The sequence below is a fragment of the Aquimixticola soesokkakensis genome (genome assembly GCF_900172375.1).
In the GTDB taxonomy this organism is placed as follows: domain Bacteria; phylum Pseudomonadota; class Alphaproteobacteria; order Rhodobacterales; family Rhodobacteraceae; genus Aquimixticola; species Aquimixticola soesokkakensis.
In genome coordinates, this window is record NZ_FWFS01000006.1 from 81569 (window position 1) to 96340 (window position 14772).

Sequence of the window (14772 nt, forward strand, 5' to 3'; positions counted from 1 at the left end):
CAAGGGGCCACGCATAAGTGAGGGGCGCGCACGCGCAAAATCGCTTAAGCAGGGCCGGTACGTTTTGACCCTGTGCGGGGGAATGTATAAAGAGAGGCAAATCTGCGCGCCCGCGCGCGCAACGGCCATTTCACGGCACAGTCAGGGGCAAGCGCTTGATCCGATTCATTCTGTCGTTCTTCGGGACCATCTTTAGCTGGATTACCACGGCCGCGATCATGGGGGCGCTGTGCATCGGCGCGGTGTTCTACATCTATTCGCGCGACCTGCCGAATTACGAAACACTGGCGCAATACCAGCCGCCCACGATCAGCCGCATCTATTCCGGCGAGGGGCGCATCATCGACGAATTCGCCCGCGAGCGCCGCCTCTATACCCCGCCCGAGGAAATTCCCGATCTGGTCAAACAGGCGTTTATTTCCATCGAGGACAAGAACTTCTACGTCCACAAGGGCTATGACATTCGCGGCATGATGGCCGCTGCCGTGGACTATGCCAATGGCGCGCGCCTGCGCGGGGCCTCCACCATCACCCAGCAGGTGATGAAAAACTTCCTGCTGTCGTCGGACCGCTCTGCCGAGCGCAAGATCAAGGAAGTGCTGCTGGCCGCGCGGCTCGAGCACACGCTGACCAAGGACCAGATTCTGGGTCTTTACCTCAACGAAATCGATCTTGGGGCGCGTTCGTTCGGGGTGACGGCTGCGGCGCAGACCTATTTCAACAAGCCGCTCAGCGAACTGGCCCCCGAAGAGGCGGCGTTTCTGGCGATCCATCCCAAAGCACCCTACAGCTACCATCCGGTGAAAAACCACGACGAGGCGCTGACGCGGCGCAATGTGGTGCTGCGCCTGATGTATGAAAACGGCTATCTCACACAGGCAGAATATGAAACCGCGCGCCTGACGCCGCTGCGCACGGTGCAGGGCGGCGACTATCCGTCCTACCGCGAGGACATGCCCGAGCGCGACTACTTCACCGATGAAATCCGCCGCCAGCTATCGGTCGAATTCGGCGAGGACGAGTTTTTCAACGGCGGCCTGTCGATCCGCGCCACGATTGATCCCGAAATGCAGGTGGCGGCCGCCCATGCATTCCAGGGCCGTCTGGAGGATCTGGATCGCGGCTGGGGCCGCTGGCGGGGCACGGGCAAGACCATCGATGCGGCTTTGGTCAGCGGCGACGCATGGCAGGACGGCGCGTGGAAAGAGGCGCTGGCCGCTGTTCAGGTGGCGCGCGATATCACGCTGGACGGTATCTGGCACCCGGCCGTGGTGCGCGCCGTGGGCGAGAGCCAGCTGTCGGTGCTGATCGAGGGGCTTGAGGAGGACGCAAACGAGCCGTGGGTGGTGCCGCGCTCGGACACCAGCTGGTTCTCCGGCTCGCTTACCGATAATTTCGAGGTCGGCGATGTGGTGCTGCTGCGCCGCATGACCGAGGGCAACAACGGCGCGGGCGCCTTTATCCGCTGGACCCTGCGCCAGGTGCCCGAAGTCGAAGGTGGCTTTATGGCGATGGATGTGGACACGGGCCGTGTTCTGGCGATGCAGGGCGGGTTTTCCTACCAGCATTCGGTGTTCAACCGCACCACGCAGGCCACGCGCCAGCCCGGCTCGTCGTTCAAACCCTTTGTCTATGCCGCGGCGCTGGACAGCGGCTTTACCCCTGCAACGATCGTGGTCGACGCCCCGATTGAAATCAACACCCCCCAGGGCGTGTGGCGTCCGCAAAACGCGTCCAACCGCTTTTATGGTCCCACACCTTTGCGCACCGGCATCGAGCAGTCGCGCAACCTGATGACCATTCGTCTGGCCCAAGAGGTCGGCATGGATACGGTCGCGCGCTATGCCGAACGCTTTGGCGTTTATGACAGCATGGGGCGGTTTCTGGCCAATGCCTTGGGGTCGGAAGAAACCACCCTGTTCAAGATGGTGTCGGCCTATGCAATGTTTGCCAATGGCGGCGAGCGGGTCGAGCCGACGCTGGTGGACCGTGTGCAGGATTTCAACGGCAATACCGTGTATCGCCATGATGACCGCGACTGTCTGGACTGCGGCACCGAAACCCTCGCGGATGGGGTGGCTCCGCGCATCGTGTCCAACCGCGAACGGGTGATGGATGCGATCACCGCCTATCAGTTGACGTCGATGATGCAGGGCGTGGTCTCGCGCGGCACGGCCGCCGGTCGGGTGAATTTGAACGTGCCGGTCGCGGGCAAAACCGGCACCACCAACGATGGCAAAGACGCGTGGTTTGTCGGTTTCACCTCGAACATCGTGGCCGGGTGCTACATCGGCTACGACACGCCGCGCGCCATGCCCGGCGCATCGGGGGGCGGCTTTTGCGGCCCGGTGTTCAACACCTTCATGCAGCAGGCAACGGCGAAATACGGCGGCGGCAAATTCCGCGTGCCGCCGGGCGGGCATTTCATCAAGATCGACCGTTTCACCGGTGCGCGCCTCTCGGACGATGCCTCGGGCGAGAATGTGGTGGCGGAATATTTCCGCGATGGCGAGGAACCCGTGTTCGGCGTCGCCTTTGACGGTGGCTTTGCGATGGGCTCGAACCTGCCGCTCTACACCGAAGGCGGCACCGACAGCGGCCAGACCGAGGTGCGCACCCGTTCGGGGGAGACGATTTCCGTGCCCAAAAAGGCCGACTTCAACTCGCTCAGTTCGGGCGGGCTGTACTGACGGGGCTGTGCAGGGGGCCGCGCGCTCCCTTGCATGCGCCTCTGTGTCGGCTTAAACACCGTTCCAAACAAGGGGCACCGCGCCTCTTTTACGACCAGTTGAAAGGGGTTGAGACCCATGCGCGCCGATACCCAGAACACCGTTGCCAAAATCCGCAAATCCGTCGAATTGCTGCGCCAGCGGCTGGGCTGGGAAACCGCGCCCTATCGCATCGAGGAAGCCAATGCGATGATCGAGGATCCGACCCTGTGGGACGACCCCGCGCGCGCGCAAAAGTTGATGCGCGAGCGTCAGCAGTTGATCGATTCCTACGAGACGGTGAAAACCATTGATCAGGATCTGACCGACAATATCGAGTTGATCGAACTGGGTGAAATGGAAGAGGACGAGGAAGTGGTGGGCGAGGCCGAAGCCGCGCTCAAATCTCTTGCCGAGCTTGCGGCCAAGAAAGAACTCGAGGCGCTGCTCGACGGGGAAGCCGACGGCAACGACACCTTCCTTGAAATCAACTCCGGCGCGGGGGGCACGGAGTCGTGCGACTGGGCGTCGATGCTGGCGCGCATGTATGTCCGCTGGGCGGAGAAAAAGGGCTACACCGTTGAATTGCAATCGGAAAGTGCGGGCGAAGAGGCGGGCATCAAATCCGCAGCCTACAAGATTTCCGGCCCCAATGCCTATGGCTGGCTGAAATCGGAAAGCGGCGTGCACCGCCTCGTGCGTATTTCGCCCTATGATTCCGCGGCGCGGCGTCACACGTCGTTCTGTTCGGTCTGGGTCTATCCGGTGGTCGATGACAATATCGAAATCGAGGTAAACCCCGCCGACATCCGCGTCGATACCTACCGCTCCTCCGGGGCAGGGGGGCAGCACGTCAACACCACTGACTCCGCTGTGCGGATCACCCACCACCCCACGGGCATCGTGGTCACCAGCTCGGAAAAATCCCAGCACCAGAACCGCGACATCGCCATGAAAGCGCTGAAATCGCGCCTCTACCAGATGGAACTCGACAAGCGCAACGAGGCGATCAACGCCGCCCATGACGCCAAGGGCGACGCGGGCTGGGGCAACCAGATCCGCTCCTATGTCTTGCAGCCCTACCAGATGGTCAAAGACCTGCGCACCAATGTCGAAACCTCCGACAGCCAGGGCGTGCTGGACGGCGATCTCGACAAATTCATGGCCGCAACTCTGGCCTTGCAAGTGTCGGGAAAATCGCGCGCGGATGCCAACGCCGACTAGGCGGGCCGGTCCTTGTGCAAGGGGCGGCGTGCAAGGGGCGGCGCGGCCTTAGCGTGACAGGCGCAGCGCCACGACACCAAGCAGCGTGAGGAATGTCGCAAAGGCTTTGCGCAGGTTCAGCGGTTCGCCCAGAAAGCCGACGCCGATGAGCAGGGCAAAGACAATGCTCGTTTCGCGCAGGGCGCTGACCAAGGCGATGGGGGCCTGGGTAAAGGCCCAGACCACCAGCACATAGGCAATGAACGAGGCGTTGCCGCCGATGACAAAGGACAGCCGCGCGCTGCGGGCAACCTGTGACAAAAGGCGGCGGCGCAGGGCCAGACAGCCCAGGGTCCAAAGGGCGCTCACCCCCAGCGCTGTCGCCGCGAAATAGCCCACCGCAGAGCCGGACAGGCGCACGCCGACCCCGTCATTAAGCGAATAGGCGGCAATGAACCCGCCGGTAAGCAGCGCACTGATCACCGAGCGGCGCCTGTGCTGCGGGGACGATGGCCCGCCGCGCGTCACCGTGAGGCTGATGATCCCCGCGCCGATCAACCCCAGCGAGACAAGCGTCATCGCGTCCAGCGCGACGCCGAGCCACAGAACCGACACCAAGGCGACGATCATCGGGGCAGAGCCGCGCGCCAGCGGATAGGTCTGGGTCAGATCGCCGTGGCGATAGCAGGCCAGCAAACACAGCATGTAGGCAAGGTGCAGCAGGATGCTGGTGGCAATATAGGGCAGGCTCTCGGGCGCGGGCAGGGGAAAGACTACCAGTGCGAGGATCGAGATCGGCGCATAGCCAAGTGCGACCGCCGTCATGCCAAGGCTTTTGTCGCTGCTGCCCTTTACCAAGGCATTCCACCCCGCGTGCAACAGCGCAGCAAGGAGGACGGCGGCGAAAACGGGTGTGGTCATGGCAAAAATCCGCAGGGCTCGCGAGAGAGCGACAGCGCAATCAAAGCGCGCTGCGCCCCGGGCCGCAAGCACCATTGCGCGCGCGGGGGCATCTGCGCCACCAAACAGCCCCCTGCGCAGAAAAAAGGCGGAAAGGATGCCCCTTCCGCCTTTCAAACAGATCGGTTTCAAGCCGAAGCCCGTGCGAGATCAGCCTTCGCTTGCAGGCTTGGGCAGGGATTTCGTCGCGGTCGAGAGCGGGTCATCCTGACGCTGCACGGAGCCTTCGAAATGCGCACCGCTTTCGATGGCGATGGTTTTGTGGATGATGTCGCCTTCGACCTTTGCGGTCGAGGTCAGGCGCACTTTCAGCCCCCGCACACGGCCGATGATGCGGCCGTTGATCACCACGTCATCGGCAATGATTTCGCCTTTGACAGTGGCGGTTTCGCCCACGGTCAGCAGATGCGCGCGAATGTCGCCCTCGACAACACCCTCAATCTGGATGTCACCGCTGGTCTTGAGGTTGCCCGTGATCGTCAGATCAGAGGACAGCACAGAGGCGGCAGGTTTGGATTTGGGCGCACTGGGCACGAAATCAGGGGTGGATTTGGGCGGCAGCGGAACCTTGGCGGCTTCCGGTTGCACCTCATCACTGGCCTGTTTGGGGCCGGGCTCGTTAATTCTGCTTTTAGAAAACATCGTTCGCTGCCTTGATATAGGTCATCGGGTTCATAGCCTTGCCGTTCACACGGACTTCGTAGTGGAGGTGTGTTCCGGTAGACTGGCCGGAATTCCCCATAGCACCGATCTTGTCACCACGCGATACTTTTTGGCCAACTTTCACATATATTTCGGACTGATGACCATATCGTGTCTCGATTCCGAAGGCGTGCTGGATCTTGACCAGACGCCCGTATCCCGAGGACCATCCTGCAAAAGTCACCACGCCATCGGCGGTGGAATAGATCGGCGAACCATAGGCACCGGCAAAATCGGTGCCCTCATGCATCCGCCCCCAGCGCGGCCCAAAGCCCGAGGTAAAGCGAAAGGCCGTCTGAAGCGGCGTGCCCAGCGGCACTTTCTGGGCGGCGATCCGGTAGAGGTTCAGCTCGTCCATTTTTGAAATGATGGCATTGGCGCGCTGCGCCTCCAGATCGGGTTCCCCGCCACGGGTGGAAAAACTGATCGGCATCAAGGGGCCGCCCTGACCGCTATAGCCCTGACGCACCGTGTCGATCAGGGTTTTGGACGAGAGGCCAGCGGCCGAGAACATCTTGTCCAGCGGTTCGATCGAGACCGTCACGGCCTCTTCCAACTGGCTGAAAATACGTTCGTTTTTCTCTTCAAGCAGGCGCTTGTCGAGGGCAATGTCGGCGGCAAGATCTTCGGCGTCCTGCGCCGCGGCGGCCATGGCGTCGCGCTGGGTCGCAGTGGCCGACAGCGCGACGGTCAGCATGTCGACCGTGCTTTCGATGTCTTCCTGACTGACGCCCTTGGGGCCTGTGTCCGTGCCCTCGATCTGGGCGAGATATTGCGCGGCGGTATCTTCGGCGCTGTCGCGTTCCTTGAGGGTGCGCGAGAGGGTCGATTGCACAACGTCGATGCCGGTTTCCAATTCACGCACCCGCTCTTCGGATTGCAGCAGCGTGCTTTGCATCGTGGAAATCTGCGCCAGCGCGGTGTTGAAGCGTTCCTGCGCGGCGGCGGCTTCACTGGCGCGGGCGTCACGTTCGCCCGCCAGTTCGCGGATGCGGGTTTCAAACAGTTGCTGGTCGCGCGACACCTGATCGCGCACCGACCCCGACCCGATGCTGTCCATCAGGATCACCGAGGTCGCGACAATCGCCCAGGCCACAGTGACCGAGGAGCCGGCGAATCCCAAAAGCTGCGTCAGCGGGGTCAGTCGAACAAAGCGCGTATCTGCATCCGAGCGTAGAAAGAGTCTCTGTTCTGGAAAGGCACCCGACAAGGCGTGGTTCAGCTTTCGCGATATCAAGTTCGTCACATTCGGTCCCCGAATTGTCCCAATGCCGGCGGCGCTGTGGTGTGCATGTCCCGCACCGATCAGCCCTGCCGACGTTCTCAAGTCGTCCCGCCGGTAAGGGCGGTGACCAGCGCGCAAACCGCGTGCTGGCCCGGCGTCGCAAGGGTCCCGACCTCGCGAAGTTGCCAAGGAATTAACCGCTGGCGTGGGCGGAGGCAACGCTTTTGACCAAAAGGGCGATTATGCGGGCAGAAATGCGCCGGTTTTGGCGGTATCTTGCCGAAATATCGCACAGCTTTGACGGCCAGATCCGGGGCAAATCAGCGCCGGAGGGGGCAGCATATATTGCCCCCTCTCAAAATACTTCAGCGTTAAACCTGCTATGACCCCTCTTGGGCTGCGGTGCGCTCGATCTGGGCGACCATGTCCTCGGGTTCGGTGAGCGGCCAGTAGAAGTCCGGCGGCACACCGGCCTCGGCGCGCTTTTCCTCGTTGAAGGGCGCTTTGAGCAACCCGTGAAAATACCGCCGCACCATGCTGTGAAAGGCCTCCTTGGGGTCGATATCCTCGCGTCCGCACAGAAAGTGGAACCATTTCGACCCGTAGGCGACATGGTGCACCTCTTCGGAGTAGATCACCTGCAAAGCCTCGACCGAGGGCGTGTCTTTGGCCTTCTGGAAAAACGTGATCAAGCCGGGGGTCACATCAAGGCCGCGCGCCTCCAAGACCATGGGCACCACCGCCAGACGCCCGAGCAGGTCGTCCTTGGTCTCCAGCGCCGCGCGCCACATGCCCGCATGGGCCGGCATGGCGCCATAAAAGCTGTCGAGCGCTTCAAGGCGGTCGCATACAAGGTTGAAATGTTTGGACTCTTCCATAGCCGCCTTCACCCAGTCATCGTAAAACCCGACGGGAAAACGGATATGGGTAAAGCGCGCGATGAGGTCCCAATGCAGGTCAATCGCGTTCAATTCGATATGGGCGATGGCGTGGAGCATCGCATTGCGTCCCTCGGGGGTGCCGGGGCGGCGGCGCGGCACCTCGCGGGGGTCTTTCAACTCGGGTGCGGTGGGGCGTGCGGGCTCGTCGGGCGGGGTGGCCTGCCCGATGTCGGGGCGGGCGCCGCCCTGTTTTTCCTCGGCGCGCGCGGCAAACCATGCGGCGCCATAGGCCAGCGACAGGGCCGCTTTCGCGCGCCCGTCTGCGGTTTGCAACACCTCCACCGCCATCTGCGCCAGCGGTTTGAGCGACGTGGATGCAGGGCTCATGCGGGGATCGCGTCCAACACTTCGGCGGCGTGCATCGCCACCTTCACCTTGGGCCAGATCCGGGCAATCGTGCCGTCGGGCTTGATCAGGACACTCGTGCGGGTGATGCCCTCGAAGCTCTTGCCGTACATCTTTTTCTCCCCCCAAACGCCGTAGGCCTCGCAAACGCTGGCCTGCGCGTCCGACAATAGGGGGATGCCAAGCCCGTGTTTGGCGCAAAACTTGTCATGCTTGGCGACGCTATCTTTGGAAATGCCGAAAACCTGAGCGCCCTTGGCCGCGAACTGGTCTTTAAGGGCCGTAAAATCAAGGGCTTCTGTCGTGCATCCCGGTGTGTCATCCTTGGGGTAGAAATACAAAACCACCCAATCCCCCTTCAGATCGGACAGGGTCACATCGGTGCCGCCGTCGCGGGGCAGGGTGAAATCGGGGGCGGTATCGCCCTCGCTCAAAGTCGAAGTGCCGCTCATGTGATGTCCTTTCAGTCGCGCCTGTGCGTGTCTTGTGCTTGTCTTGTTTTAACCCTCGTGACCCAAAGTTAAAGTGGCGCGGCGCGCCTGCGTCTATTATTCCGATGGAACGCCGCCCGAGCTTCGCCCTGATCCCTGCGCTGGTCTCCCTTTTGCGCATGGCCCCAACCACCCGCGTGTGAAAGTCCGAATGACGCCCGATCCGACGCCATCCGACCCGCCCTGCGAAGCGGCATCCCCGCCGCCACGCAGGCTCAGGCGCCGCCACCGCGTGAGCCTGTGGTGCCTTGGTGTCTGTGTGGTTCTGGCGCTTGTTGCCGGGCTTGGGGCGCTGTCGATCCTGGGCAAACCCATCGTTGCCCCCGCGTGGCTGACCCATAAGATCGAAGCGCGGGTGAACGACAAGCTGCGCGGCAGCGGATCGGTGTCGATCGGTGCGCTGGTCTTCGAGGTCGATGGCGGGCTGCGCCCCGATGTGACCGCGCGCAATATTTCGATTTTCGACACGCGTTCGGTGGAAATCGCGCGGATCAACAGCGCCAACGCCCTTGTGACGCTCGAGGGCATCCGCGCGGGCAAAATCACCCCGACACGGCTGGATTTGTCGGGGGCCGAAATCGTCGTGCGCCGCCGCCACGATGGCAGCTTGTCGATGAATTTCGGCGGGCAGGACCGCGATGTGGACCCGTCCGAAATGCTCGCCGGACTGGAGGCGCTGTTTGTCAGCGGCCCCTTTTCGCGGCTTGACGAAATTCGCGCCGATGCGCTGACGATTGTGGTGGAGGACGCGCGCGCAGGGCGGGTGTGGCAGGTGATCAACGGCGGGGTGCGCCTGCGCCACGACGGCGCGGACATCGACCTGTCGCTGGCCTTTGAACTGTTCAATGGCAGCGAAAGCCTTGCGCCCGTCTCGCTGGCCTTTTCCAAGGAATTGGGCGGCGCGCAGGCGCAGGTCCTTGTCAGTTTTGACGGGGTTCTGGCGCGCGATATTGCCGCCCAAAGCCCTGCCTTGTCGTTCCTGAGCGTGCTGGATGCGCCGATTTCGGGCTCCCTGTCGGGCACGGTCGATGCCGCGGCCAGACTTGAACACCTGAGTGCGGCGCTTGAGATTGGCAGCGGCGTGTTGCACCCGACGCAGGCCGTGACGCCGCTGGCATTCAACCACGCTCAAATGAGCCTCGATTACGACCCCAAGGCCGCGCGCATCGGCCTTGACCGCCTTGATCTGGATGCGGATATTTTGGGGGTCTCCGCGCAGGGCCAGATCCTTTTGCGTGACTTGTCAAACAATTGGCCCGAAACTCTGATCGGCCAGTTCGATATCGCGCGCTTTGATCTGGGCCAGACCGACATCTTCGCCGCGCCTTTGTCATTTGACGGTGGCGGGGTGGACCTGCGGCTTAAACTGGACCCGTTCACCTTGGATTTGGGGGCGCTGCGCTTGACGCGCGGGGACACGCAAATCACCGGAACCGGCTTTGTTCAGGCCGATGAGCGCACCAATGAAACGGGGGGCGGTGCGGGGTGGCGCGCGCGCGCCGACCTTGCGTTTGACGAGGCAACCCCTGCGGATATTCTGGCGCTCTGGCCCACCGGCACCAAAGCCAAATCGCGCCTCTGGGTTGCGCAAAATGTCCATGCCGGACGCATTTACAACGGGGCGGCGGGGCTGCGGATCGTGCCCGATGAACCGCCCGCTCTGGCGCTCAACTGGTCCTTTGAAGACGCCGAGGTGAGCGTGCTCAAGGCCTTGCCCCCCATCACGCAGGCGCAGGGATTCGCCACGATCGCTGACGATGCGATGACCATCGTGATGGAGGCGGGACAGATGGCGGCGCCGCTGGAGGGGCCGATCGACATGGCCGGATCGGTGGTGCGCATCCCGCAACTCAGCCGCCGTCCCAACCTGATGGAGGTGACGCTGGACACGCGCTCTAGCCTGAGCGCGGGCCTGTCGCTGATGGCGGCGCCGCCGTTCAACATTTTGTCCAGGACCAGCCTTGGGGCCGATGTGGCGCAAGGACGCGCGCAGGGCATCACGCGGTTGCAGTTCCCGCTAAAGCCGGGGATCACCTTCGCCGATGTCGATTACAGCGTTGATATCGCTTTGAAAGATGTCAAAAGTGATCAGTTGGTGAAAGGTCGCGCCCTTACGGCGGAGGCGTTGAGCGTGACGGCCAATCCCGAAGGGATTCGCATCGCGGGCGCGGCCACGCTTGACGGTGTGGCGCTGGAGGGAGCGTGGGCGCAGGCGTTCAACGCCGAGGCAGGCGGCGTGAGCCGCTTTGCCGCGACGGTGGCGCTTGATCCGCGCGCGCTTGAGACGTTCAACATTAAACTACCTGACGGGATGCTGCGCGGGGGCGGGACGGGCGCGCTTGAGGTCGATTTGCAGATGGGGCAGGCACCGGCCTTCCGCCTGACCTCCGATCTGCGCGGATTGGACCTGCGCATTGCACCGCTGGGCTGGCGTAAACCGGCGGGTCAAATCGGCAGCCTCAGCGTGGCGGGCCGACTTGGGACGGCGCCGGTGATCGACGCGCTCTCGTTATCTGGCAACGGTTTGAAGGCCACAGGGGGCAGGCTGGCCCTCACCCCCTCGGGTGCGTTGAAAACCCTTTCGTTCTCGCGTGTTACCTTGGGGGATTGGCTGGATGTTCCGGTCACGATTTCGCCGCGTGGCGCGGGGGTTTCGATTGCGACTCGCGGCGGCACAGTTGACTTGCGCGGCATGCCGCAGGGCGGATCGACCGGGGGGGCAGGCGGCAGCGGCGCAACGGGGCAGACCACGCTGTCCTTACGGCTGGACCGCTTGCGCCTCAACGACACGCTTGCGGTGACGGATTTTGCCGCCGAACTTGCCGGGCAGGGCGTTCCGGTGGGGACTTTTACGGGGTTGATCAATGGCGCAGCGCTCGTAACGGGCGCGCTTGCGGCCACATCGCGCGGCGCGCAGATCACCCTGCGTGCCCAGGACGGCGGCGGCGCGGCGCGTGCTGCGGGGGTGTTTACCAGCGCGCAGGGGGGCGATTTGACGCTGGTGCTGACGCCGCTCGGGCCACGCGGACATTATGACGGCAGCTTTTACCTCAGTGACACCCGCATGGTCGGCGCGCCGGTTCTGGCCGAACTTTTGTCGCTGATTTCGGTGGTGGGCCTGCTCGATCAGCTCAGCGGAGCGGGAATTTTGTTTTCCGAGGTCGAGGGCGTCTTTCACGCCACGCCCGAGACCTTCAGCCTGCGCAGCCTCTCGGCAACCGGCCCCTCGATGGGCCTGTCGCTGGATGGGACCTATGACATGGCGCGCAAGACCGTAGACCTGCAAGGCGTTGTTTCGCCGTTCTATTTTCTCAACGGCATTGGGTCGGTTCTGACGCGCAAGGGGGAGGGGCTGTTTGGCATGACCTTCACGCTCAGCGGGGCAGCAAAGGCCCCGACGGTGGGGGTGAACCCGCTGTCGCTCTTCACGCCGGGCATGTTTCGCGACATCTTTCGCAAGGAACCGCCCGCGCCCCCTTCCGCCCTGCAGGGCAATTGAGATAAGAGGCGCGCATGAAACTGTCCGATTTTGATTTCGCCCTTCCCGACGATCTGATTGCCACGCGTCCGGCCAAGCCGCGGCCCTCGGCGCGCCTTTTGGTGGCCACGCCGCAGGCGCTGCACGACGCGCGGGTGTACGACCTTGTGACCTGGCTGCAACGCGGAGATCGTTTAGTGTTGAACGATACGCGAGTCCTGCCCGCGCGCCTCAGCGGCAAACGCGGCCGCGACACGGCGCAGGGCTATCAAGAGGCCAGAATCGAAGTCACATTGCTGGAACCCCAGCCGCAGGCGGGCCAGTGGATGGCGCTGATCAAGCCGGCCAAGAAGCTTGCGCTTGGCGAGGAAGTCCGCTTTTCCGACGACCTTTGCGCTACGCTGATCCGCAAAGACGGCGGGGAAGCCATCCTTGATTTCAACCTGACGGGCGAGGATTTCGATCTGGCCCTGGCGCAGGCAGGCTCGATGCCGCTTCCGCCCTATATCGCTGCAAAACGCCCCGCCGATGAGGCCGACAAACAGGACTACCAGACGGTCTGGGCCGCGCGTTCGGGGGCCGTGGCCGCGCCGACCGCAAGCCTGCATTTCGATGAGGACCTTCTGGCGCAACTCGCCCAGAAAGGCGTGGAATTCACCCATGTCACGCTGCATGTCGGTGCCGGAACCTTCCTGCCGGTGAAGGTCGAGAACGTCGATGACCATAAAATGCACGCGGAATGGGGCGAGGTGACGCCGCAGGCCGCAGGCGAAATCGCCGCAACGAAAGCGGCGGGGGGGCGGGTGATTCCGGTCGGCACCACCGCGCTGCGCCTGATCGAATCTGCGGCGCGCGACAGCGGACAGATCGCCCCGTTTTTGGGCACAACGGATATTTTCATCAAACCCGGTTTCGAGTTTCGCGTGGCCGATGCGCTGATGACCAATTTCCACCTGCCCAAATCAACCTTGATGATGCTGGTGTCGGCGGTCATGGGGGCCGAGCGCGTGCGCGAGATCTACGCCCATGCGATTGCGCAGCGGTATCGTTTTTTCTCCTACGGGGATGCGTCTTTGTTGCTGCCGAAGGGGTAAATGCCCCTTGCGCCGCGTGCAGCGCAGCGATTAGGGAGAATTTAACCAAGTGGAAAATATCCTGCGCGCAAGAGGCGGCGGGAATGCCTGCCGCTTCTGACTGCGCGTTCGCGTGCCCTCGACAAGGAAACGCCCATGTTCAACGTGCTCAAGTCTTCATATGCGCTGCTGCTTGGCATGATGCTTTTGATGATCGGCAACGGGTTGCAGGGGACGTTGCTGGGCGTGCGCGGGCCGCTTGAGGGGTTTTCGACCACGTCGATGTCCTTCATCATGTCGGCCTATTTTGCAGGCTTTATGGGCGGATCGCGCGCGGCGCCCTTGATGATCCGGCGCGTCGGACACGTGCGGGTCTTTGCCGCTGTCGCCTCGTTTATTTCCGCAGCGTTGATTATTTTTCCTGCTGTAACAGATCCTTACGCGTGGTTCGGCCTGCGCGTTGTCTTGGGGTTCTGCTTTGCCAGTGTCTATGTGACGGCGGAAAGCTGGCTCAATAATTCGGCCACGAATGAAACGCGCGGCAAGGCGTTGTCGCTGTATATGATGGTGCAAATGGCCGGGATCGTGATCGCGCAGTGGATCGTGACGCGCGGTGACCCGTCGGGCTTTATCCTGTTCATCGTGCCCTCGGTCCTGGTGTCGATTTCCTTTGCGCCGATCCTGCTGACGGTTTCGCCGGCACCGCCCCATGCGGCGACCAAGGACCTACCGATCCGCGAGTTGTTCCGCATCTCTCCGCTGGGCTGCGCGGGCATGTTGCTGACGGGGGGCGTTTTTGCGGCGCAATATGGCATGTCGGCGGTCTATGCGACGCTGGCAGGGTTGACGGTGGACCAGCTGTCGCTGTTCATCGCGCTGATTTACGTGGGGGCGGTGGTGCTTCAATACCCCATCGGCTGGATTTCCGACCGGATCGACCGGCGTATCTTGATCGCCGTCATCGCCCTGATCGGCGCGCTTGCGGCGATTTTCGGAGCGGTGATGCCCACCACGCCCCTCTCGGTCTATGTGGCGGCGTTTTTGATCGGCGGGATGACCAACCCGTTGTATTCTTTGCTGATTGCCCACACGGGCGACTTCATGCAACCCGAAGACATGGCCAGTACCTCGGGCGGTTTGTTGTTTTTGAACGGGGTTGGCGCGGTCGCTGGGCCGCTGGTGGCGGGCTTGATGCTCGAACAGATCGGGCCCTCGGGCTATTGGGTTTTGCAGGGCGCGCTTTTGGCCGTCGTTGCGGGCTATGCGCTGTGGCGCACCACCCGTCGCGCAGCGCCCGCCAGCGAAGATACGGCCTCCTACGTCAGCATTCTGCCAACCGCCTCTCCCATGGCTGTGGAGTTCGCACAGGAATGGGCGGCGGAAACCGCCCTTGCCGAACAGGCCGAACAGGCCGAAGAGGCGGCGCAAGACGCCCGGGGCGACGCCGGCGACGCGGCTTAGGACAAGGCCTCTTCCTCCCCCTGATCCTCCCCCTGAGCGCGGGCATTGTTGCAGGCTCGGCACAGATACGCCGGTGCGAGGGGGGCGAATTTTTTGCCCGATTGCGCAAACGGCAAATTGTTGTAACGCTTTGATGACTGTTGCAGCGGTGAACGGATTTCTGCGCAGCTTGCGAAGCGGCCTTG

The 14772-nt window shown here is 62.8% G+C and carries 10 protein-coding genes; 5 read left to right on the plus strand and 5 right to left on the minus strand.

Annotated elements, in window-relative coordinates; all coding sequences use genetic code 11:
• Positions 1-155: 155 nt before the first annotated feature.
• Together AQS8620_RS08850 and prfB are read left to right on the plus strand one after the other, a co-directional pair.
• Positions 156-2690, plus strand: a complete 2535-nt coding sequence (locus tag AQS8620_RS08850; RefSeq protein WP_085836503.1) for a penicillin-binding protein 1A — start codon at positions 156-158, stop codon at positions 2688-2690.
• Positions 2691-2807: 117 nt separating this feature from the next.
• Positions 2808-3932, plus strand: coding sequence for a peptide chain release factor 2 (gene prfB / locus AQS8620_RS08855; protein WP_085836504.1), 1125 nt, complete (start codon positions 2808-2810; stop codon positions 3930-3932).
• Positions 3933-3980: 48 nt separating this feature from the next.
• Here the strand turns inward: prfB and AQS8620_RS08860 are convergent, their stop codons facing one another.
• From AQS8620_RS08860 to bcp, 5 genes are all read right to left on the minus strand, one after another.
• A complete protein-coding gene (locus tag AQS8620_RS08860; RefSeq protein WP_085836634.1) occupies positions 3981-4832 on the minus strand; it encodes an EamA family transporter in 852 nt (283 codons plus the stop codon).
• 189 nt (positions 4833-5021) lie between these two features.
• The gene (locus AQS8620_RS08865; RefSeq protein ID WP_085836505.1) at positions 5022-5513 is read right to left on the minus strand and encodes a bactofilin family protein; all 492 of its coding nucleotides are present in this window, start codon (positions 5511-5513) and stop codon (positions 5022-5024) included.
• Positions 5503-6819, minus strand: coding sequence for a M23 family metallopeptidase (locus AQS8620_RS08870; RefSeq protein ID WP_234990431.1), 1317 nt, complete (start codon positions 6817-6819; stop codon positions 5503-5505). The genes AQS8620_RS08865 and AQS8620_RS08870 overlap by 11 nt, the downstream gene beginning before the upstream one ends.
• A gap of 359 nt (positions 6820-7178) precedes the next feature.
• A complete protein-coding gene (locus AQS8620_RS08875; RefSeq protein WP_234990432.1) occupies positions 7179-8066 on the minus strand; it encodes a ferritin-like domain-containing protein in 888 nt (295 codons plus the stop codon).
• The gene (gene bcp / locus AQS8620_RS08880; RefSeq protein WP_085836506.1) at positions 8063-8536 is read right to left on the minus strand and encodes a thioredoxin-dependent thiol peroxidase; all 474 of its coding nucleotides are present in this window, start codon (positions 8534-8536) and stop codon (positions 8063-8065) included. The genes AQS8620_RS08875 and bcp overlap by 4 nt, the downstream gene beginning before the upstream one ends.
• A 271-nt stretch (positions 8537-8807) precedes the next feature.
• On the opposite strand from bcp, the gene AQS8620_RS08885 reads away from it, so the two are divergent.
• From AQS8620_RS08885 to AQS8620_RS08895, 3 genes are all read left to right on the plus strand, one after another.
• Positions 8808-12074 (plus strand): YhdP family protein, encoded by a 3267-nt coding sequence (locus tag AQS8620_RS08885; RefSeq protein WP_159453224.1) that lies wholly within the window; start codon positions 8808-8810, stop codon positions 12072-12074.
• Between the two features lie 14 nt (positions 12075-12088).
• A complete protein-coding gene (queA, locus tag AQS8620_RS08890) occupies positions 12089-13147 on the plus strand; it encodes a tRNA preQ1(34) S-adenosylmethionine ribosyltransferase-isomerase QueA (protein ID WP_085836508.1) in 1059 nt (352 codons plus the stop codon).
• Positions 13148-13282: 135 nt separating this feature from the next.
• Entirely contained in the window at positions 13283-14587 is a 1305-nt protein-coding gene (locus AQS8620_RS08895; RefSeq protein ID WP_085836509.1) for an MFS transporter, read from the plus strand.
• Positions 14588-14772: the final 185 nt, after the last annotated feature.